The 19,889-nt window shown below is 57.1% G+C and carries 11 protein-coding genes; 5 read left to right on the forward strand and 6 right to left on the reverse strand.

The features are described from left to right. Nucleotides 1-48: 48 nt before the first annotated feature. Nucleotides 49-834, reverse strand: a complete 786-nt coding sequence (locus GEI7407_RS19950) for a hypothetical protein (protein ID WP_015171478.1) — start codon at nucleotides 832-834, stop codon at nucleotides 49-51. Nucleotides 835-876: 42 nt separating this feature from the next. After that, nucleotides 877-1,497 carry a hypothetical protein gene (locus tag GEI7407_RS20945; RefSeq protein WP_015171479.1) on the reverse strand — a complete coding sequence of 207 codons (621 nt, stop codon included), beginning with the start codon at nucleotides 1,495-1,497 and terminating at the stop codon, nucleotides 877-879. 608 nt (nucleotides 1,498-2,105) lie between these two features. Between GEI7407_RS20945 and GEI7407_RS07195 the strand changes: the two genes are divergently transcribed. After that, nucleotides 2,106-3,401, forward strand: a complete 1,296-nt coding sequence (locus GEI7407_RS07195; RefSeq protein ID WP_015171480.1) for a D-Ala-D-Ala carboxypeptidase family metallohydrolase — start codon at nucleotides 2,106-2,108, stop codon at nucleotides 3,399-3,401. Between the two features lie 79 nt (nucleotides 3,402-3,480). On the opposite strand, the gene GEI7407_RS07200 is transcribed toward GEI7407_RS07195, so the two are convergent. Continuing rightward, nucleotides 3,481-4,992 (reverse strand): DEAD/DEAH box helicase, encoded by a 1,512-nt coding sequence (locus GEI7407_RS07200; RefSeq protein WP_015171481.1) that lies wholly within the window; start codon nucleotides 4,990-4,992, stop codon nucleotides 3,481-3,483. Between the two features lie 397 nt (nucleotides 4,993-5,389). Between GEI7407_RS07200 and GEI7407_RS07205 the strand changes: the two genes are divergently transcribed. Together GEI7407_RS07205 and GEI7407_RS19385 are read left to right on the forward strand one after the other, a co-directional pair. Next, the gene (locus tag GEI7407_RS07205; RefSeq protein ID WP_015171482.1) at nucleotides 5,390-5,797 is read left to right on the forward strand and encodes a PleD family two-component system response regulator; all 408 of its coding nucleotides are present in this window, start codon (nucleotides 5,390-5,392) and stop codon (nucleotides 5,795-5,797) included. 580 nt (nucleotides 5,798-6,377) lie between these two features. Next, entirely contained in the window at nucleotides 6,378-8,957 is a 2,580-nt protein-coding gene (locus GEI7407_RS19385; protein ID WP_015171483.1) for an ATP-binding protein, read from the forward strand. On the opposite strand, the gene GEI7407_RS19390 is transcribed toward GEI7407_RS19385, so the two are convergent. Continuing rightward, nucleotides 8,945-12,700, reverse strand: a complete 3,756-nt coding sequence (locus tag GEI7407_RS19390; RefSeq protein ID WP_015171484.1) for a PAS domain S-box protein — start codon at nucleotides 12,698-12,700, stop codon at nucleotides 8,945-8,947. The two genes, GEI7407_RS19385 and GEI7407_RS19390, sit on opposite strands and share 13 nt — an antisense overlap. 865 nt (nucleotides 12,701-13,565) lie before the next feature. Between GEI7407_RS19390 and GEI7407_RS07230 the strand changes: the two genes are divergently transcribed. Together GEI7407_RS07230 and GEI7407_RS07235 are read left to right on the forward strand one after the other, a co-directional pair. Continuing rightward, complete coding sequence (locus GEI7407_RS07230) at nucleotides 13,566-15,803, forward strand: amylo-alpha-1,6-glucosidase (protein ID WP_015171485.1); 2,238 nt, start codon at nucleotides 13,566-13,568, stop codon at nucleotides 15,801-15,803. Nucleotides 15,804-16,024: 221 nt separating this feature from the next. Further along, on the forward strand, nucleotides 16,025-17,212 hold the full coding sequence (locus GEI7407_RS07235; protein WP_015171486.1) for an RNA-guided endonuclease TnpB family protein: 1,188 nt from the start codon (nucleotides 16,025-16,027) through the stop codon (nucleotides 17,210-17,212). A 30-nt stretch (nucleotides 17,213-17,242) separates the two neighbouring features. Here the strand turns inward: GEI7407_RS07235 and GEI7407_RS07240 are convergent, their stop codons facing one another. Further along, complete coding sequence (locus GEI7407_RS07240) at nucleotides 17,243-18,316, reverse strand: glycosyltransferase family 4 protein (RefSeq protein WP_015171487.1); 1,074 nt, start codon at nucleotides 18,314-18,316, stop codon at nucleotides 17,243-17,245. A gap of 144 nt (nucleotides 18,317-18,460) precedes the next feature. Further along, nucleotides 18,461-19,567, reverse strand: a complete 1,107-nt coding sequence (locus tag GEI7407_RS07245; RefSeq protein WP_015171488.1) for a glycosyltransferase family 4 protein — start codon at nucleotides 19,565-19,567, stop codon at nucleotides 18,461-18,463. Nucleotides 19,568-19,889 lie beyond the last annotated feature (322 nt).

Here is a 19,889-nt window from a genome sequence, read left to right on the forward strand (position 1 = left end):
TGTAGTGATAGAATTTTCAGCTTGTGTTAGAAGACTCAGTATGCTGAATCATTGAAGTAATAACTTATCTGCCAGTTCCTCTCTCAAACGCTTTGACCCAAGATCAGTCAATCGATAACGATCGTTAGACAATAGCACAATCTGCCGAAATTGTGGTGATGACAATTTTTGGAGAGCCTTTGTTACGGAAGATGAAGAATATTGAGCATAGCGACCAATTTCATAGCGGCTAAAACCAATCTCTCCAGCGTAGTGAAGAAGAATGATAATTTCTTCATCGGCATTTAAATCTGTTCTTTGAACAATTAGATTGTCCTCAAACTTTCCAATACAAGGAACGTCAAATTGAAGTAACTCACGTATTGTTTTAGCTACTTTATCCCTGTCACCTTGCCAGAAGATACGAAGCACTTCGTTTATACACCAACGTATAGACTCGATTACAAATTTTGAGTCCATATGATTAGGAGTATAGTGTGGGCTTATATGTACAGCACCGCGTTGGCTCCTAAATTTGTAGACTGTACGCAAAACACGTGTAAGGTGAAGTGCATTCTGTCGAGGTTGCATAGTATGTTGAACTTGATCATTCTCGATATACTTGCAACAATCGTCAAACGATTTAGAGTGGTTAAGATTGCCCGAATCGATATGATACAAAACTCTAGCAAGAACCTCACAGAACTGTCCTCCATCTAACTCTGCTGGTTCCCAGTCGCACTGAATGTATCGTCGCTCCATGGAAATAAATTCATCCATGAGTTGATTTGCAAGTAAGCAATCAACTGGAGGTGAGATACTTTGAACGATGAAGCTTCTTTCGGCTAACGCCATACATTAACCTCGTTTTTGATGAGCAATATGGTTTTAGACTAGTTAGCTTTGTTCAAGTGCTTTGGATATTAGTTCTTGAGCGCGTTTCTCCCCTTCCTGAGTTAGAAACCAAGCTGAGGGATTTTTAGTGGCGTCTTCAGAAACTAGAGCAACTTTGCCATTAGAACCTTTTGCTTTACCAAGATCACGATTGATGTAACCAGTCTTGAGTTGACCAGACTGGCGAAAATGTTTATTGAAAGTTGTAGAAATTTCCCTGCCTGTTAGCTCAGAAACACCAGCCTCTTTAGAAACAACATACAAAAGCCAAATTGATTTATTAGCAGTAGTCCAATCTTGTTGAGGGATCCCCCACTTCATAGAATCATGCTTCCAATCAATCGCAACTACTGAGTTTTTGCGGCTCGACGCTGATTTTGCAGAAGTTGTAGAACGTCGTCGGTTAACTTGTTTTCTCTGAGGTTTTGATTGTGATTCGAGTGTAACTTGAGGCAAAGTTTTATCCTCAATGATTTCACCCTCAGCTATTCCTGATGCTGGAAGTAACAATCCAGACATCTGTTGTCCTACTGCTTGAGCCATCAAAGGGACATCTTCCCGACTACCCTCGATTTCCAGTTCAAAGCCGGTCACTTTCAATTTAACCTTGAACTTATTAGCCACAAAGACCTCCTATGAAATTACTAAGTAACCAGTAACTAAACAAAACTTGCTTAAAAGTCCCAAGCTAATACGCTATATGTAGCTATTTGGACAAGCTAAGCACTATCCGTAGTGTTTAGCTGATCTTAACCGTGATGTACTGAATATTTGTCTAGAAAATGATTGCGAGAAGTACGGATTCCCGTACTTTTAAGAAAAAATTTTGGTAATGACAATATGCACGACCAATTTGTTCTATGAAGCTGTGCTAGGTCACCTTGATGCCGAACGCTGCATAGAAATCCTCTGCACCGGAACGCTGCAAGTGAGTTAGCTTGGTGTTTGAGCTTTCCTGTGTCCGGTGAGCTTGGTCGTTTGAGCAAAACTGAAACTTTATCTGTCGGTACCAAAATGCTGAACGTGGGATGATTTGGTTGCGAAAGCTGCCTGCAGCGGGTGAACTTGGTCGTTAAAGTGCTCTACCCAACGGCTCTCTATTTCAGCTTGGTGCGTATGCCAAAATCTGCGGTAGTGTGTTGACAGCGTTTTCCTACAGGCTCGATTCAAATGCCTGGTATGCAGATTTGGGAGGGCGCTGTCATTCGCCGTAGAGCAAAAGCAGGTGATGTATGGTCCAGCAGATTCTTCGGATCCGGCAAGATACTTTGTTCAAGCTGCGACCTGAGCCTGGGAGTACCCTGGCCGCCGAAGAGATCTATAGCGTGAAGGCGGGTACGACCTACGAGATTCAGTCCTATGCCTACGCTGACGCCAATGGCCCCTTTGATGGCCATATTAAATTTGCCTTAAAAAATACGAGTATTCGCAACCTCAACACCTGGTTTGTTTACAACCTCCACGTCCAGGTGGAATTTGACGGTAAGGTTGTCTATCCCCAAGAAGATCAAGAGAACTTACCGGTTCTCTACGTCACTCGCGACACGCTCCTCAAGCGCCGTCCGCTTCAGTCGTCGAACTTGTCCGCTGATGAAATCTACGAGATCAAGAGCGGCACATCCTATAGCCTGCATTCCTATGCCTATGCAGACGCTCAGGGAGACTTTAGTAGCCATATCCGATTTGCGCTGAGGTACGAAAAGGACTATCTGCGCGGCCTGAGCACTTGGTATATCTACGACCAGCATGGCTACATCGAGTATGACGGCCAGGTGGTTTATCCGCCAGAAGACCCAAACACGCCGGTTCTGCGCATCAATAGCAATACTCTTTTTAAGCGGCGTCCGCTGGACTCCTCGCAGCTAGCAGCGAGTGAAGTCGTGTCGGTGCAGGCGGGTACGGCCTTCAAGCTTCAGTCCTATGCCTATGCCGACAGCAGCGGCTCCTTTAACCGGCACATCAAGTTTGCGCTGAAGTACGAGAAGGACTACATCCAGTACCTCAGCACTTGGTACGTCTACGATGGCCATGCCCGAGTGGAGATCGGCGGTAAGGTCGTCTATCCGGTGCCGAAGCCGACGCCGCCCACGACGCCTTCGTATTCTGGATATAGCTTCCGGCTGCCGGGGAATGTCAGCACGTTCTACACGGATCAGCCGATTATTCCGGGGGGCAGCTTCACCTGGGGTGAGGCGACCAAGGATGGCACCCGAATTCCCGATAGCGTGGACATTGTCGATAGCATTATTGCGCTGGCGCGCCAGCTAGAGCGGGCTCGTCAACAAATCGGCCAGCCTTTCCTGGTGAACTCCTGGTATCGCCCACCGGCTATCAATGCGGCGGTGGGCGGCGTGTCCAATAGCCAGCATCTCTACGGCAAGGCGGTGGATCTCCAGGTCAATGGCTACAGCGGTCGCCGGTTAGCCAATGCGGTGATGCTGTGGTGGCCGGGGGGCGTGGGTATCTATAGCAATCTGCCCGATGTGCTGCACCTGGACATTGGGCCGCGCCGCGTGTGGGGCTTCTAAGGATGTCTGGCTGAGGTTGGGCTCAATAATCCCCCCAACCCCCCTTTTGGAAGGGGGGCTAGAAGCTGTAAGGAGGGTGCTAGAAGGGCACGTCGTCCAGGTTGGGGGGTGGCGTTTTCCAGGTGGCTGTGTCTTCGGCGGCCTTTGGCGTGGCGCGGCGGGGCAGCTCGTAGACTGGAGCAGGCTTGACCAGCTCCAGTTGCTGGGGCTTTTTGGCTGCCCAGGTGCTGCCGCGTCGCCGCTCTGAGGTGCGCTCCTCGAGGGTGTCCTCGGTGACGACTTCGTAGAGAATGGCCTGCTTGTCCGCTTGTTTGCCCTTGCGCAGGACTCGCCCCAGGCGCTGGATGTATTCCCGGGCGGAGCCGGTACCCGACAGCAGCACTGCTACCCGAGCCTCGGGCACATCGACGCCTTCATTGAGGACGTGGGATGCGGCGATCGCGCGGTACTCGCCGGCGCGGAAGCGCTGCAAGATTTCGTGACGCTCCTTGACCGGGGTTTGGTGGGTGAGGGCGGGGATCAAAAAGGCCTCGGAGATGCGGTACACCGTGGCGTTGTCGTTGGTGAAGATCAGCACGGACTCGGGGTGATGCTGGCCCAGGAGATCGGCCAAGACCCGCAGCTTGCCGTCGGTGCCGAGGGCGATCGCCTTCGCTTCGTGGTGGGCCAGCATGGCTCGGCGTCCAGCGGGCGATCGCGCACTTTCTCGAATGAAGCGCTGCCAACCGTCCAGGCTGCCAAAGTTGATTTTGGCCTGGCGCAAAAAGGCGTTGCGCTCCGCGATGCAGGCGTTGTAGCGATCGCGCTCCTCCTGGGACAGCGTCACCTTGATCTGGACGATCTCGTGCGCTGCCAGGGCCTTGCCGGCCAGATCCTCCGCCGATCGCCGGTAGACCTCCGGCCCGATCAGCACCTGCAAGTCTTCGTGGCGGCCGTCGGCTCGCTCCGGCGTTGCCGTCAGGCCCAGCCGGTAGGGGGCGATCGCGTACTCGGCGATGACGCGGTTGAAGTCGCTGGGCAGGTGGTGGCACTCGTCAAAGATGATCAGGGCGTACTGGTTGCCCAGGGACTCGGCGTGGATGGCGGCGCTGTCGTAGGTCGAGACCAAAATGGGCGTGCGATCGCGCGAGCCGCCCCCCAGCAGCCCGATCTCCACATCCGGGAACGCCGCCAGCAGGTGGGCGTACCACTGATGCATCAGGTCCAGGGTCGGCACGATGATCAGCGTGCTGCGGGGCGTCGCCTCCATGGCTAGCTGGGCCAGATAGGTCTTCCCCGCCGCCGTCGGCAGCACCACCACGCCCCGCCGCTGGGCCTGCTTCCAGGCCAGCAGCGCCTCCGCCTGGTGGGGGTAGGGCTGCATCTGGGTGTGGGGCGTCAGGTCCAGGGCTCCGAAACCGCTGGCCGCATCCTCAAAGTCCACCCCTTCGAGCTGGAGCCGCTCCACCAGCGCGCGGTAGTAGTAGGCCGGGATGCGAAAGCGCTCCACCCGATCGTCCCAGGTCGCAAAGTCAATCCAGGCCCGACCCCGGGGCGGTGGATGCAAAATCAAAGTGCCGCGATCGAAGGACAGCGTAGAAGTTCGAGCCATGGGTCTGGGGCGTGAGCGTTTCCTCTGACTGCCTCTAATTTTCCCTCGAAAGCTGGCAGCGTGGGCGATCGCGCTTCTTTGGCTGCCTAAGTAAATCCCAGCTTTGACTGACCGTAGGTTTTGAAGCCTCTAAGATTCTCAGTGTTTTCTCGGATAAACATCGGCACAATAGGAACTCACACCATCAGACGTTTCGATCTTGCCCAAGCGGGCCTAAGGCTGCGATCGCCTACTATGTCGTTATTTCAGCCAAAAACCTCGGCTTTTGAGAGTCGTTAGATCCCCATTTGCGCCGATGTAGCATAACTTCTATCTAAAGTGTGAGGTGAGCGCTCCGCAAAACGGGAAACAATGAATTAGGTGCTTCCTTTTAATCTATTTTTTGAGCCTTTGAGCTGTGTGTTCTTCCCAAAATTTTCGGATTCTTGTTGTCGACGATCTCAATGATAATTTGTTTCTCTTACAAACCGTTTTAGAAGCGGAAGGCTATGAAGTTGAGACAGCAGACAGCGGCAAATCTGCCCTTGAGAAAATCGAAAAATCCCCGCCTGATTTGATCTTGATGGACGTGATGATGCCAGGGATGAATGGCTATGAAGCGACTCGAAGGATTCGCCAGAATTCTGATTTGCCCTTTATTCCGATCGTGCTGGTGACTGCCTATGAAGATGTTAATGAAGTTCAAGGATTAGCCCTGGGAGCGAACGACTTTATTCGCAAGCCAATTCAATTTGATACGTTGTTATCCCGGGTTGAGGCTTTTTTGCACTTTAGTCAGCCAAAATGCTCATCTGGCGGTGTTTGAATCCATCTTGGCGACAGCTGTTCCTTGATGGCTGTCGAGACTTTGAAGCTGCTCTGTTGGCGATCGCCCCCATTGCTGCAAAGACTAAACCTTGGCCTTGATTTTCCTTGTTTTCGAGTTGAAATAGAGCTAGAAATTGGCAGAATTTCTAGCTCTATTTCTATAATCTGTCTTTTGCTTCAAATTTCATTTTCTGCTTGTATCTATATTTTCTAGAAAAAATATTTTGATGCTGATTCCCTTCTGAGCTGAACAAAATTTGCTCAACCTTCTTGGCAGACAGGGTGCACCGGTAGCGGGAAAAGGTGAATCAGTGATCGCCCCTGTGGTGGTTTTTAGGGAGGTGGTTTGGGAGCAAATTTTTGGCCACCAGGTAACAATATTTGTCAAGATAGACAAAGGAATGTCTAAAAAGTGCTTAGATGCACTGAAACACCTCGCTTCCTATGTTTCTCTCCAAAAATAAAACTTGGAAGAAACGGCAGAGACTGTGTTCCAAAATGGCTAATGGAGTGCCCTGCGATCGCAAAAAGAGGGCCTAGCTGGCATTCCTAAAAAGATTTTGTTCCCAGGCGTGAAAATGATCGGCATCTCTCACAATCGCTGGAGCTCTGGGGCGGCGGTCTTGATCGCTGCCGCTGCGCTGGCGCTGCTGTTTCCGGGGGTTTGGCACTCGCTGCTAACGGCCAATGGGTTTATTCCCCATGGCCACTGCTATCTGTGGCGGCCGGGTCTGGTCTGGCTCCACGTTATTTCCGATTCTTTGATTGCCTTGGCCTACGTGATGATCTCGGCGACCTTGGCCTACTTGGTTTACAAGACTCGGCAGGAGATTCCCTTTCACTGGATGTTCTTGGCCTTTGGCTCCTTCATCGTGGCCTGTGGCGGCACCCACGCCATGGAGGTGTGGACTCTGTGGCGGCCGCTGTACTGGCTGTCGGGAGCGCTCAAGGTGGTGACGGCGATCGCCTCGGTCACCACGGCCAGCGTGCTGCCTTTTTTGGTGCCTCGGGCTCTGAGGCTGATGGAGACCGCCAAGCTGTCTGAAGAGCGGCGATCGCACCTTGAGACGGCCAATCACAAGCTGGCGGCCCTCAATGACCAGCTCAAAGAGATGGACCAAATCAAGACCCAGTTTTTTGCCAATGTGAGCCACGAGCTGCGAACGCCCCTCGCGCTGATTTTGGGGCCGCTGGAGAAACTGCTCCACCAAGGCGGCCTCAGCCGCGAGCAGCGTCAAGATCTCGAAATTGTCGATCGCAACGCTCGCCTGCTGCTCAAGCAGGTTAACGATCTGCTGGATGTCTCCAAGCTGGAGGCGGGCCGGATGACGCCGAACTATGCCCCAGGCGACTTGGCCCAGCTCGTGCGCCTGAGCGCGGCGAACTTTGACGGACTGGCCGCCGAAAAACGCATTGCCTTCACCCTCGATCTGCCGGAGTCCCTGCCCGCCCAGATCGACGGGCTCAAAGTCCAGCGAATCTTGCTGAACCTGATTGCCAACGCGTTCAAGTTCACCCCCGGTGGGGGCACGATCGCCTGCTGCCTGACCACCGATGACGGACAGGCTCCGGCCACTCGGGCGATCCTGTCGGTGCGCGACAGCGGCCCGGGCGTGCCTGTGGAGCTGCGGGAGACCATTTTTGAGCGCTTTCGGCAGGGCGAGGGGGGGACGACTCGGCGCTTTGGGGGGACGGGCCTGGGGCTGGCGATCGCCAAGGAATTTGCGGAGCTCCAGGGCGGCGCGATCGCCATCAGCGATGCCCCCGAAGGCGGCGCCCAGTTCACGGTAGAGCTGCCCCTGATGGCGCCTCCGGGCGCGCGTCTATTCTCGACAGCAGACCTGGCTCCGGCTGAAGAAATGGCAACGCTGATGATCGAGGAGCTGCGGACCGTTGCGGCGATCGCTCCCCCAGAACTGGCCACTAACCCCAGCAAGCCCCTCGTTTTGGTGGTCGAGGACAACCTGGAGATGAATCAATTTATCTCCACGACCCTGGCCCAGGAGTATCGGGTGGCGACGGCGGCCAATGGCCAAGAGGGCCTAGAGCGGGCGATCGCCTTGCAGCCAGATCTGATCTTGAGTGACGTGATGATGCCCTATCTGAGCGGCGATCAGCTCGTGCATCAGCTCCGCACTCACCTGGCCCTTGACAGCACCCCGATCGTCATGCTGACCGCCAAAGCCGATGACGACCTGCGGGTGCAGCTGCTGCGCCAGGGAGCTCAGGACTACCTGATGAAGCCCTTTTCGGTTGAGGAGCTCCAGGCCCGCGTGGGCAACTTGGTCGCCGTCAAGCGGGTGCGCGACCTCTTGCAGCAGGAGCTCGCCAGCCAAAATCATGACCTCGAAGTCCTGGTCGAAGAGGTCAGCCTGCGACGGCAGGAGCTGCAGCTGGCGCTCAGCGCCTTGCAGCGGCAGGCCGAGGAGCTCGACCAGGCCAATCGCCTCAAGGACGAATTTTTGGCCATTGTCTCCCACGAGCTGCGGACGCCGCTGAACGCGATTTTGGGCTGGGCTGAGGCCCTGCGCACTCGCAAGTTTAGCGAGGCGATCACGGCCCGCGCCCTGGAAACCATCGAGCGCAACGCTCGCTTGCAGACCCAGCTGATCGAGAATCTGTTTGACATTTCTCGCCTGCTCCAGGGCAAGCTCCTGCTCAATAAGCATCCGGTGGATCTGCGCTCGGTCCTCAAGGTGGCGATCCAGCGAGTCCAGCCCGAGGCGGAGGCCAAGGCGATCGCCCTGAGCACCCAGATAGCGGAGACGATGAATCTGGTCGTGGGAGACGGCGATCGCCTCCAGCAGGTGGTCGAAAACCTGCTGCTCAACGCGATCAAATTCACCTCTAGGGGCGGGCGCGTCGAGATTCAGCTCGATCAGCAAGGGGCCAGCGCCCAGATCCGCATCAGCGACACCGGCCAGGGCATCCGGCCTGAGTTTTTGCCCTACGTGTTTGACTACTTTCGCCAAGAAAATAGCTCCATCACGCGCCAGCACGGGGGGCTGGGGCTGGGGCTGGCGATCGCGCGGCAGCTGGTGACGCTGCACGGCGGCGAAATCGAGGCGGAGAGTCCCGGCAAAGATCAAGGGGCAACCTTCACCGTGACGTTGCCCCTCAGTCCTGCCGTGACGGCTGCCCCAACCTATTTGCGCTGATAGGTGCTTAGGAGATCGGCGATCGCCGTCACCAGCTCTGTGGGGTCCACGGGCTTGCTCAGGTGACGCTGAAATCCAGCGGCGATCGCCTGTTTTTGGTTGCTTTCCCCAGCGTAGGCCGTCAGGGCGATCGCCGGGGTGTGGCTGCCCTCCTCCGGCGATCGCGCCCGGATCTGGCGCAGCAGCATGTAGCCGTCCATGTCCGGCATGCCGATGTCGCTCAGCAGCAGGTCCGGCCGGAACCGATTCACCTGCTCGAGGCCCGCGATCGCCGAGTTCACCGCCGTCACCTGCGCCCCCGCCTGCCGCAGCACAAACGTCAGGTAGTCCCGCGTGTCCGGGTCATCGTCCACGATCAGAATGCGCCGCTGGCTCAGGGGGGCCTGGAGGGACGCGCCGATCGCGGGCTCCTGGGCGGGCGGCTCTCCCCCGGCATCCGGTGCGCTGAGCAGGGGCAGGCGAACCCGGAAGGTCGCGCCGTGCCCTTCCCCCAGGCTCTCGACCTGGACAGTGCCGCCGTGCAGCTCCACCAGATGACGGACGATGGCCAGCCCCAGCCCCAGCCCCCCAAACTTGCGGGTGGTGGCGCTGTTTTCCTGGCGAAAGTAGTCGAAAACATGGGGCAGAAAATCTGCTGAGATGCCCTTGCCAGTGTCGGTGACGGTGATCTGGGCGTAGCGGGTCAGGGGGGGCTCGGCTCGGTCGGCAGGCTGCTCCCCGGTCTCGGAGTCGCACTGCGCTAGGCTCACGCTTACTAGGCCACCGGGCGGCGTGAACTTGACGGCATTCGAGAGCAGATTCCAAATCACCTGCTGGAGACGGGCCGGGTCTCCCAGGATGTTGCCCACGGCGGTGTCGAGCTGGGTGTGAATCTGAATCGATTTGGCTTCGGCTGCGAGGCGGACCGTTTCTAGGGCGGCTTGCAGCGTGGTGTAGGGATCGACGGAGACGGGGTGGAGGCTGAGCTTGCCGCGCAGAATCCGCGAAACATCGAGTAAGTCTTCGATCAGTTCTGCTTGCAGCTTGGCGTTGCGCTCGATGGTGGCTAGGGCTGCGCGGGTTTTGGCCTCGCTGAGCTTGTGGCTTTGGAGGAGCGTTGCCCAGCCCAGGATCGGGTTGAGGGGCGATCGCAGCTCGTGGGACAGCACCGCCAAGAATTCGTCTTTGATTTGGTTAGCCTGCTCGGCGGCTTCTCGGGCAAACTGCTCCTGCTGGAGCACCCGCTCGCGGTTGCGCTCTGCCTGCACCCGCTCGTGGATGTCGGTAATGTTGCCAATCCATTCGCGCACCGAGCCGTCAGGATTGAGCAGCGGCACGCCCCGCACCTTGAAGTGGCGATACTCCTGCCGCGCTGCGTGCCACATGCGTCCTTCGGCGTGGTAGGGGGTCCGCTGGGCGAGGGCCTGCTCCCACAGGGCCATAACCTCGGCCTGGTCTTCGGGATGGATCGCCTGGAGCCAGCCAAAGCCCTGACTGTCTTGCCAGCTCTGGCCGGTGTACTCCTCCCACTGAGGCTGGGGTTTCGTGAAAGCTCCCTGGGCATCGCTCACCCAAACGAGGGCGCTGAGAATGGACGTCAAAAGCCGATAGCGCTCTTCGCTCAGGCGCAGAGATTCCTCGGCCTGCTTGCGATCGCTGATGTCGATCAGCAGTCCGTCCCAGACCTTGCTGGTTTCGGTGACCTCCATCCGCGACTGGCCCTGAAGCCACTTGACCTGACCGGAGGGCGTGATCAAGCGGCCTTCCCACGCCCAGTCAGCTGCCTCGGCAACGGCGATCGCCACCGAGCTGTGGAGCGAGGCCCGATCCTCGGGATGGATCAAAGACCACAGCGCATTGGGATTTTCCAGAACGGTCTCTGGCTCCAGCTCTAGCAGATCCCGCGAGCCAGAGCTCACATAGGTAAAGCGATCGCCCGCCAGCTCCTCCGGCTCATAGCGGTAGACCATCCCCGGCATATTTTTCACCAGGGTCTGGTAGCGAAACTCACTCTCGCTCAGGGCGATCTCGATTCGCCGGCGATCGGTGATATCTAGGACAATGCCGGTCATCCGGATGGGCTGCTGCTCAGCGTCATAAAACGTTTGGCCGATCACCGTCACCCAGCGCTCGCCCCGCTCCGGATGCCAAATCCGAAACTCCACATTCAGATTGGCCGGAGCCATGAACGCCTTGCGAACCGTTTCATCCACGCGATGGCGATCTGCCTCTAGCACCGAAGCCAGCCAGCTCTCATAGGACGGCTCCACGATCGCCGGGTCGAATCCATAAAGCAGATAGTATTCCTCTGACCAAGTCATCCGATTGTGCACAATGTCCCAGTCCCAGACCCCTGCCTGGGCTGCCTGCTGAGCAATGCGCAGCCGCTCCTCGCTCTGGCGCAGCGCCTCCTCCGCTCGTTTGCGCTCGGTGATGTCACTGACCAGCGCCACAAACCCCTCAACGCCTCGCGCCCCAAAGCGCGGCACATAGGTGGCGTGAATGTGGCGAGTGCCGCCTTCTTGGTAGGGTGTTTGAGCTTCAAAGGAGACCTGCTGTCCGGCCAAGACCCGATCCACGTAGGGGCGAATGGCCTGGTACGCCCTCTCCCCCAGCACTTCCCAGAGCGTCTTGCCGTAGACCTCCTCTGGAGGCCGGCCAAACCACTCCTCATAGGTCCGGTTATTGAACCGGTAGCGCTGCTCGGCATCTACAAAAGAAATGAGAGCTGGCACAGCATTGGTAATCAGGTTTAGGTCGGTTTCTCGCTTGTGCAGCGCCGCCTCGATGAACCGCTGCTCGGTGACATCGCGCCAGCAGCTGATCGCGCCGATGATGTCTCCCTGGGCGTTGCGCACCGGGACTACGTTCGTACTGACGCGGATGCGGGTGCCGTCGGGCCGCTCAATGATGCATTCTTCATCGCGCAGCATCTCGCCGTAGCGGGCCGCTCGGTACAGCGGCAGCTGCTCGGGGGATGGGCGCGTCACGCCATCGGGCAGAAACAGGTTGTAGAACTGGAGGTGCTCCTGGGAGGGCATGCCGATTAGGGCCTCGTTGGGGCGGCCAAGCCACTCCTGGGCCAGGCGGCTGTTGGCGATCAGCGGAAAGTTGGGCGGTCCCCCGGCGATCGTGATGCCTTCGGGAACGTGCTCGAGGAGCATGTGCAGCAGACTCTGGGCGTATTCGGCGGCCTGGCGGGTTTGGTGACTGTAGAGGGCTGCGGCCGTGAAATCTGCCAGACTCGTCATCACCCGTAGATCTTCAGCATCAAAGCGCCGTCCCGGGTCATGGGAGACGATCCAAATCACGCCCAGGGCCTGCTCATTGGAGATCAGCGGCACCATGAGCGCTTCGACGATGGGGGTGGTGTCGCTGCGGATGTGGGTCCAGTAGCGCTCGGGATAGGTGTAGAGCTGGGGCGATCGCTGCTGCAAACAAAAACCGCAGGGACTGTTGTCGTAGGGGATGCTGTTGTGCTCTTGGTGGGCCAACTCCCCGGCGATCGCCGCCCACCGAAAGATCGCGGCTCCATCTCCATCGGTTTCTAGAAGGCTGACGCCTGCTGTGCCCGCCCTGCAGAGATTTTTGGCAAGGGTAACCAGCGTCTTTAGCATGGTTTGGGGCTGCTCTACGAGCTGGCGAGCCAAGGTCCGAAAAGCGTCATTCTCAGCCTGCAAGTTGGGAGTCTTTCGGGGACGATGGAACAGTTCTTCGGTGATCAAAACATCGTCTAAGCTGGCTGGCTCCATCTCAAGCCCCATGATTCCTTATTCCTCTCCAAAGCAGGTCGTTGTGGGTGAATCTTTGCCCTGAGAGATCAGGGACTTGGATTGTCAAAAAGAGAAAGATGATCCAAAACCAAATTTTTGCTGAAAATTTTTTGCTTTTAAAAAATCCTTAAGTCTATTTTTATGAAGCCAGGAAATTTTCTTGGTTCTCAATCGATGAGGCTTTCAGGCTAATCGAAATCAGTTTAAAGATAATCTAAAACTCAGCACGATTGCGAAGGAACTTGGTTAGAGAAGCTACCGGAAGAGCCTGCTCTCAAAGCTAGGTACTATGGCCTACAAATAGAGAATAAATCTCTAGAAGCGGCCTGGAGAGATGCCCGGATCGATTTGAGAATGTCTGGCTAAAATCAGAGACTGGCGAAAAATTTATTCTCTTAAACTTAATTTTGCGTTAATCGAAAAATATGACATGACTAGGTCAAAAAGCACGCTAACTTCTCTCACTATAAGTAGCGATAAATTCTAAATACTGTCTTTAATTATGACAAAAATTTATAGTGATGATCCCAAAAAGATTGTGGATGGATTGAGGGCGATCGCGGCTGAAAGGAGACACAAGCAGCCGCATGTGGAAGCAAAATAGCGCAGACGGAAGTATCCCCAAGGCCGATGCCAGAATTTGCGCGGGGCGTGCGGGGCGATCGCGGGAGCCGTGGATCTCGGCTTTGCCTTCCGGTGCCCTGGATATTTCGCCGCAAACATCTATCTTGGGAGGCCTTGGCAGCTCGGGAGAGCTTGCTAGCATGACCGTAACGGAGCGGTGCCAGGAAATCAGCCTCTACACAATTCCTGGCCTGGGTAAAAACAGCAGTTTTGTCCCCCAAGCGGAGCGTGCATGAAATCCGAAATTCTTGAGCTACAGGGCCGGCAGTTTGTGACGGCGGAGCAGTGGGCGATCGCAGACTGGCCCTGCGTCCTCGAGGGCCAGCCCCAGCCCACCATGACCATCAAAGAAGACGACATTTTTTTGATCACCGACACCCTGGGCAATATTGCTGGCTGCGTGGAGGATGACCAAACCACCAACATGGGGCTGTTTTACAAAGACAGTCGCTATCTAAGCCGCCTGGAGCTGCAAATCGAGGGGCGATCGCCCATTTTCCTGAGCAGTAGCGCCGCTCGGGGGTTTGCGCTGTCGGTCCTGTGCGCCAATCCCCGCCTGCCCCACATTCCCCCCGAGACCATCGGCATCCAGCGAGAGCTGGTGATCAATGCGGGCTTGTTCGAAGACATCGAAGTCAGCAACTACAACACCGAGCCGGTGGAGCTCACCCTCTCGTTGAGCTTCGATGCGGACTTTGTGGACCTGTTTGAGATTCGCGGCTTCGGGCGAGAGCAGCGGGGCCGGCTGATGCGCATGCTGCCTCCCGGCCTGACCCTAGAGGAGGTTTTGTCTCGCCAAACCCTAGAAACCGATCGCCTCGTGCTGGCCTATCAGGGACTCGACGGCGTGCTGATGGAGTCGCGAATCCACTTCAGCCACACCCTACCGAGCTACTTCAAGGGGCAAACGGCGGTGTGGCATCTGAAGCTCGAACCCCAGGCCAAGCAGCGCCTGGGGTACCGCCTGGCGCTGCTGAGCCATGACCAAAACACCGCGACCTCAGCGCCCAGTACCCTCACCCAGGCCCTGGCGGCCAACATTCTCGATGAGCAGGAGTGGCAGCACCAGATCGCGCGCATCCGCACGGACAACGAGGCCTTCAACCAGATCCTGGATCGGGCGGAGCAGGACGTCTATTTGCTGCGCCAGAGCTTTGAGCAGTCGAAGTTCCTGGCGGCGGGGGTGCCGTGGTTTTCGACTCTGTTTGGCCGCGACTCGATCATTGCGGCGTCCCAGACCCTGATTTTGGACCCGACGATCGCCCTAGAAACCCTGTCCCTCTTGGCCCGATTCCAGGGAGAAAACCATGATCCCTGGCGAGACGAGGAGCCGGGCAAGATTCTTCACGAGCTGCGCTTTGGGGAGATGGCTCGCTGCCAAGAGATTCCCCACACGCCCTACTACGGCACCATCGACGCCACGCCGCTGTGGATCATGCTCTATGCCGAGTACTACGCCTGGACCCACGATCGCGACACCCTCGATCGCCTCTGGCCAAACGCGATCGCCGCCATGGAGTGGATCGACAGCAGTCTGGATGACCGGGGCTACCTGTCCTACGCCCGCAAGTCCAAGCGGGGCCTGGTCAATCAGGGCTGGAAGGACTCGGGGAACTGCATTGTCGATAGCAAGGGCCATCTCGCCGAGGGGGCGATCGCCCTGTGCGAGGTCCAGGCCTACGTCTACGCCGCCAAGATTCGGCTCAGCCAGATCGCCCGCCTGCGCAAGGAGCACGAACTGGGCGATCGCCTCGAAGAAGAAGCCCGCAGCCTCAAGGTCCGCTTCAACCGAGACTTTTGGCTCGAAGAGGAGCAGTACTGCGCCCTCGCCCTCGATGGCCAAGGCCGCCCCGTCGACAGCATCACCTCCAACCCGGGCCACTGCCTGCATCTGGGCATCTTCACCCCCGAGAAGGCCGACAGCGTGGCCGAGCGGCTGATGGCGCCGGATCTCTTTAGCGGCTGGGGCATCCGCACCCTGAGCAGCCAGTCCCCAGCCTACAACCCCATGGGCTACCACGTTGGGTCCGTCTGGCCCCACGACAATGCCCTGACGGCCCTGGGCCTGCGATCGACGGGGCACATGGCGCCGGCCCTCGAGGTGGCCCAGGGCATCATCGACATGACCCTAGAGCAGCCCTATCAGCGCCCGCCGGAGCTCTTTTGCGGCTATGAGCGCCTCACCAACAACAGCCCCGTGCAGTACCCCGTGGCCTGCTCGCCCCAGGCCTGGGCCACCGGTAGCCTATTCCAGCTGATCACGCTGATGGTGAACCTGGTCCCCGACGCCCCGGCCAACAACCTGCGCATTCTCGACCCGGCCCTGCTGCCGTCTCTCCAGCGCCTGTCGATGCAGAATCTGCGCATCGGCTCGACGCTGCTGGACCTGGAGTTTGAGCGATCGGGCGAGACGCTGTCCTGTCGGGTGGTGAAAAAGCGGGGCAACCTGCGGGTGGTGATCGAAGCGTAGCCGGGAGGCGCGATCGCGCCAAAGCAGCGTATCGGGCAAACCCAAGCCTGACCCGATACGCCGCCGATGCAGCGTTTAAACAAGTAATGAATTCAACTAAGTCGCGAGAGTCCCCATCCCTCTTCAGGGTAGGGAGGAAGAGCGGAGTGTATTGGGGGCTCAATGCCTCCCAATACACCCCAATAAGTTATGGTTAGAACAAAAAACTTCACGCTTTAAAAATGCCTCAAGTCCTCACAGTGTCTTGCAAGCTAGAAGTATTACCGCAACAGGTTGAAAAGCTTGATGCGGTCCTTTCTGCCTTTGCAAAATGCTGTGAGTTCGTGAATGCTCAGACTCCCGAGAAACTGACTAATCAGATCGCCGTTCAGTCCCTGATTTACAAAGAGGCTAGAGCACACTCAGGCCTGTCTGCCCAGATGACCATCCACGCCATCCGGCGGGTTTGTGCCAATCGAAAGACAGCCAAGCAAAAAGGAAGACCCGTCAAAGGATTTGCTCCCACCTCAGCCACCTATGACGCCCGAACATTCACCTTCAAAGAATCCGGCTGGATAGTCAGCCTGACGATGTTGAAAGGGCGAGAAAAGTTCAGACTGCATATCGGCAACTACCAAAAGCATCTCTTGCAGGGCCAGAATCCCAAATCAGCCACCCTGGTCAAACGAAAAGATGGCAGCTTCTATCTGCAAATCCAGCTAGAGTCTGAGCCCCCTGAGATTTCAGAGACAGACGAAGTATTAGGTGTAGATCTGGGACGAACAGACATCGCCTGTACCTCTGAAGGTTCAAAGTTTAGCGGCAAGGAGGTCACGAAAGTCAGAGACCAGTACAGTCGTGTGCGAGCTTCGCTGCAACGCAAAGCGTCCAAAGGCACAAGATCTACTCGCAGACGAGCGAGACAGGTCTTGCAACGGTTGAGTGGACGAGAGCGAAGATTCCAAGCATGGCTCAACCACACCATCAGCTATCGACTGATCCAGCAAGCAAAAAACAACCATCAAGCCATTGCTCTAGAGGACTTAACCGGCATCAGAGAGCGCACCAATCAGATGCCCCGCTCCAAGACAGAGCGCAGACGCAGCAACAGTTGGGCGTTTTATCAGCTACGCCAATTTCTGACCTATAAGGGCGTGAAGTTTGGCGTCAGCATCCGGTTTGTGGACCCTCGCTACACGTCTAAGACGTGCCATTGCTGCAAGGTGATTGGCAACCGGCAGGGCAAAAAGTTTGAGTGCTTGAACCAAAATTGCGGCTGGATTGGAGATGCGGATGTGAATGGGGCAAAAAATATTGCCACTTTGGGGCGCATCGTAAACGCGCCTAGAGGCTCCGAGATGATGTCTTGCTCTTTGCAGGATGTCGTTTTGAGGGCTACTGAAAGCTCCGTCCCTCTTAGGGCGGGGTAGTTTACTAAATGGGGTTTTGGGAATCTCGGCCTAGGCGACGCGCCGGGGCGATCGCCGCGCTGGCACGGACACCGCAGTTTCTCCGAGAACCTGGCCATAGGCCGCTTCGTAGCCATCCACCATGCACGCCACGCTGAAGCGATTCAGCACGTGATCTCGGCAAGCTTGGCGCTGGAGGCTAGACACCTGGGCGATCGCCGCCTCCATCTCCGCCAGGCTCTCACAGACAAATCCCGTTTGTCCGTGGACGATCACCTCGGGCACCGCGCCCAGATTCATCGCGATCACCGGCGTCCCGGTGGCCATGGACTCGATCATGACCAGCCCGAAGGGCTCGCGCCAGGTAATGGGAAACAGCGTCGCCACCGCACCGCCCAGCAGTGCCGCTTTTTGGTCGTGGTCCAGCTCGCCTAGATACACGATCTGATCCCCGTCCAGCTGAGGGGCGATCGCCTCCTCAAAGAAAGCCCGATCCACCACATCCACCTTGCCCGCCATCTTCAGTTTCCAGCCCGTTTTGCGGGCCAGCTCGATGGCGTGATGGGGGCCTTTTTCCGGCGACAGGCGACCCAAAAAGGCCAGGTAGGGCTCCCCTTGGGGCTGCGCACAAAAGGGATAAGCTCCAGCGTCAATGCCGTTGTAGACATTGCTGGCGTAGTTCAGTTCTGGGCCGCCCTCGCGCTGAGACAAACTAATGCTGATATAGGACTGGGACCGATAGCGATCGAACACCTTGGCGTTGTCTGCCGAGAAGCGGCCGTGGAGGGTGTGCATCGCTGGGGTCTTGAGCAGATGGGCGATGGGCAAAGCCGACAGCCCCGTGTGGAAGTGGATCAGGTCAAACTGATCGGCCAGATCGCCCACGCTGGCCAGCTGCAAATATTCGTAGATCCCGGGTTCCTTGACCGACGGATCGAGGCGAATCGCCCGGGGCACGGCGGAAATCAGCTTAGCCTGGGTTTCGGAGTCTCCCGACGCAAACAAGGTGACCTCGTGGCCGCGCCGCACCAGCTCATCAGTCAGATGGGCAACCACCAACTCAATGCCACCGTAGCCGGGAGGCGGAACTCGCTCCCATAGAGGCGCAACTTGAGCAATCCGCATACAACGTGAGACCTCACAAAAAACGAGAGTAGGGGATAGCGCCTGTCATGGAGGGCCCAAGCAGAGATGCTCTGAGGCCTGCCCATGACAGCGATCCCGATTAAAGGAACAGGGTGAGAGGACCAGGGTTAGGCAAAGCGGGAGTTAGAGAGAGGTGTAGAAAGAGGTCGAGGCGGGGCTGCCGGAGCCAGCGCTCGGCGCGTGATGGCCATTGTTGACAAAGCGCTGAGCCATCACCTGCCGGTAGACCGCTTCGTAGCCGTCCACCATCTGCTTGACGCTGAAGTGGGTCAGCACGTGCTCGCGGCAGACCATTCGGTCAAGGCTGCCAGCCCGGGCGATCGCCGCCGGATAGTCCTCCAGGCGATCGCACAGGAACCCGGTCTGTCCATGGCGAATCACCTCCGTCGTCGAGCCCATGCGCATCGCGATCACCGGCGTCCCGGTGGCCATGGACTCCACCATGACCAGCCCAAAGGGCTCGCGCCAGGTAATCGGGAACAGCGTCGCCACCGCGCCGCCCAGCAGGGCCGTTTTTTCGCTGTGGGTGACTTCCCCGAGATACTCGATCTGCTGGCCGTCGATTAGGGGCTTAATTTCGGACTCGTAATAGCCCACGTCAACGGGGTCTACTTTCCCGGCCATCTTGAGCTTCCAGCCAGCTTGACGGGCGATCGCGATCGCGTGGTGCGCCCCCTTCTCCGGCGAGATCCGCCCCACAAAAGCCAGATAGGGCGACTCATCTGGCTGGGCGTGGAAGGGGTACTGGCTGGTATCAATGCCGTTGTAGACCGTCGCCGCGTAGTTTAGGCCGAGACGCTCCTCTCGCTGAGCATCGGAGATGCTGACAAAAGGCTGGCGACGAGCGTGGACAAAAAGCTTTTCGTTGTCCGGCGTGAAGATGCCGTGCAGGGTATGCACTGTGGGCGTCTTGACGAGCTTGGCGTAGGGCAAGCCCGCACAGCACATGTGAGAGTGAATGACGTCAAAGTCGGCGGCGCGATCGTAGACGCTGCTCAAGTGCAGCATTTCATAAATGCCGTACTCGCGAATGCTGGAGTCTAGGCGGAGCGCTCGGGGGTGAACCGACGACAGTTTGGCGGTGGTGATGGAGTCTCCAGAAGCGAAGAGCGTGACTTCATGACCCCGCCGCACCAACTCTTCAGTCAAGAGGCTAACGATGAGTTCAATCCCACCGTAGGCAGGGGGGGGAACTCGCTCCCATAGCGGGGCTACCTGTGCAATTCGCACTGTGAACCTCCTCGTGATCGGTAAATTGAATTAGGTTCAGGTAGACAGCTGTCAAGCGTTGCAACGCGCTGAAATCTCTCGATAGCGTCCGAGAGGGGACGAAATGCGATCGCATTCGTCGCAATTTACGTCAAAGTTTACGAATTCTCTTGCGGGTGTATCTCATCCTTACGATGGAAAGACGATGAGAGGGGCACTGCTGCTCATTGTTGCCTCAAATTTCCAAGAATTAAGAAACGTGAGGAATTTGCTAAAGGTTTTAACACCCTTATTCCCAGTTCTCCAACTGACTTTTTTGGGCCTTTTGAAAGAGTTTTAGGGA

Origin of the sequence: Geitlerinema sp. PCC 7407, assembly GCF_000317045.1 — a bacterium.
Lineage (GTDB): Bacteria > Cyanobacteriota > Cyanobacteriia > PCC-7407 > PCC-7407 > PCC-7407.

Coding starts and splice junctions, on each gene's coding strand:
- GEI7407_RS07200 (WP_015171481.1), bottom strand. CDS start 4,992: ATGGCTCGAACTTCTACGCTGTCCTTCGATCGCGGCACTTTGATTTTG.
- GEI7407_RS07195 (WP_015171480.1), top strand. CDS start 2,106: ATGGTCCAGCAGATTCTTCGGATCCGGCAAGATACTTTGTTCAAGCTG.
- GEI7407_RS19950 (WP_015171478.1), bottom strand. CDS start 834: ATGGCGTTAGCCGAAAGAAGCTTCATCGTTCAAAGTATCTCACCTCCA.
- GEI7407_RS07235 (WP_015171486.1), top strand. CDS start 16,025: ATGCCTCAAGTCCTCACAGTGTCTTGCAAGCTAGAAGTATTACCGCAA.
- GEI7407_RS07230 (WP_015171485.1), top strand. CDS start 13,566: ATGAAATCCGAAATTCTTGAGCTACAGGGCCGGCAGTTTGTGACGGCG.
- GEI7407_RS07240 (WP_015171487.1), bottom strand. CDS start 18,316: ATGCGGATTGCTCAAGTTGCGCCTCTATGGGAGCGAGTTCCGCCTCCC.
- GEI7407_RS19390 (WP_015171484.1), bottom strand. CDS start 12,700: ATGGGGCTTGAGATGGAGCCAGCCAGCTTAGACGATGTTTTGATCACC.
- GEI7407_RS19385 (WP_015171483.1), top strand. CDS start 6,378: ATGATCGGCATCTCTCACAATCGCTGGAGCTCTGGGGCGGCGGTCTTG.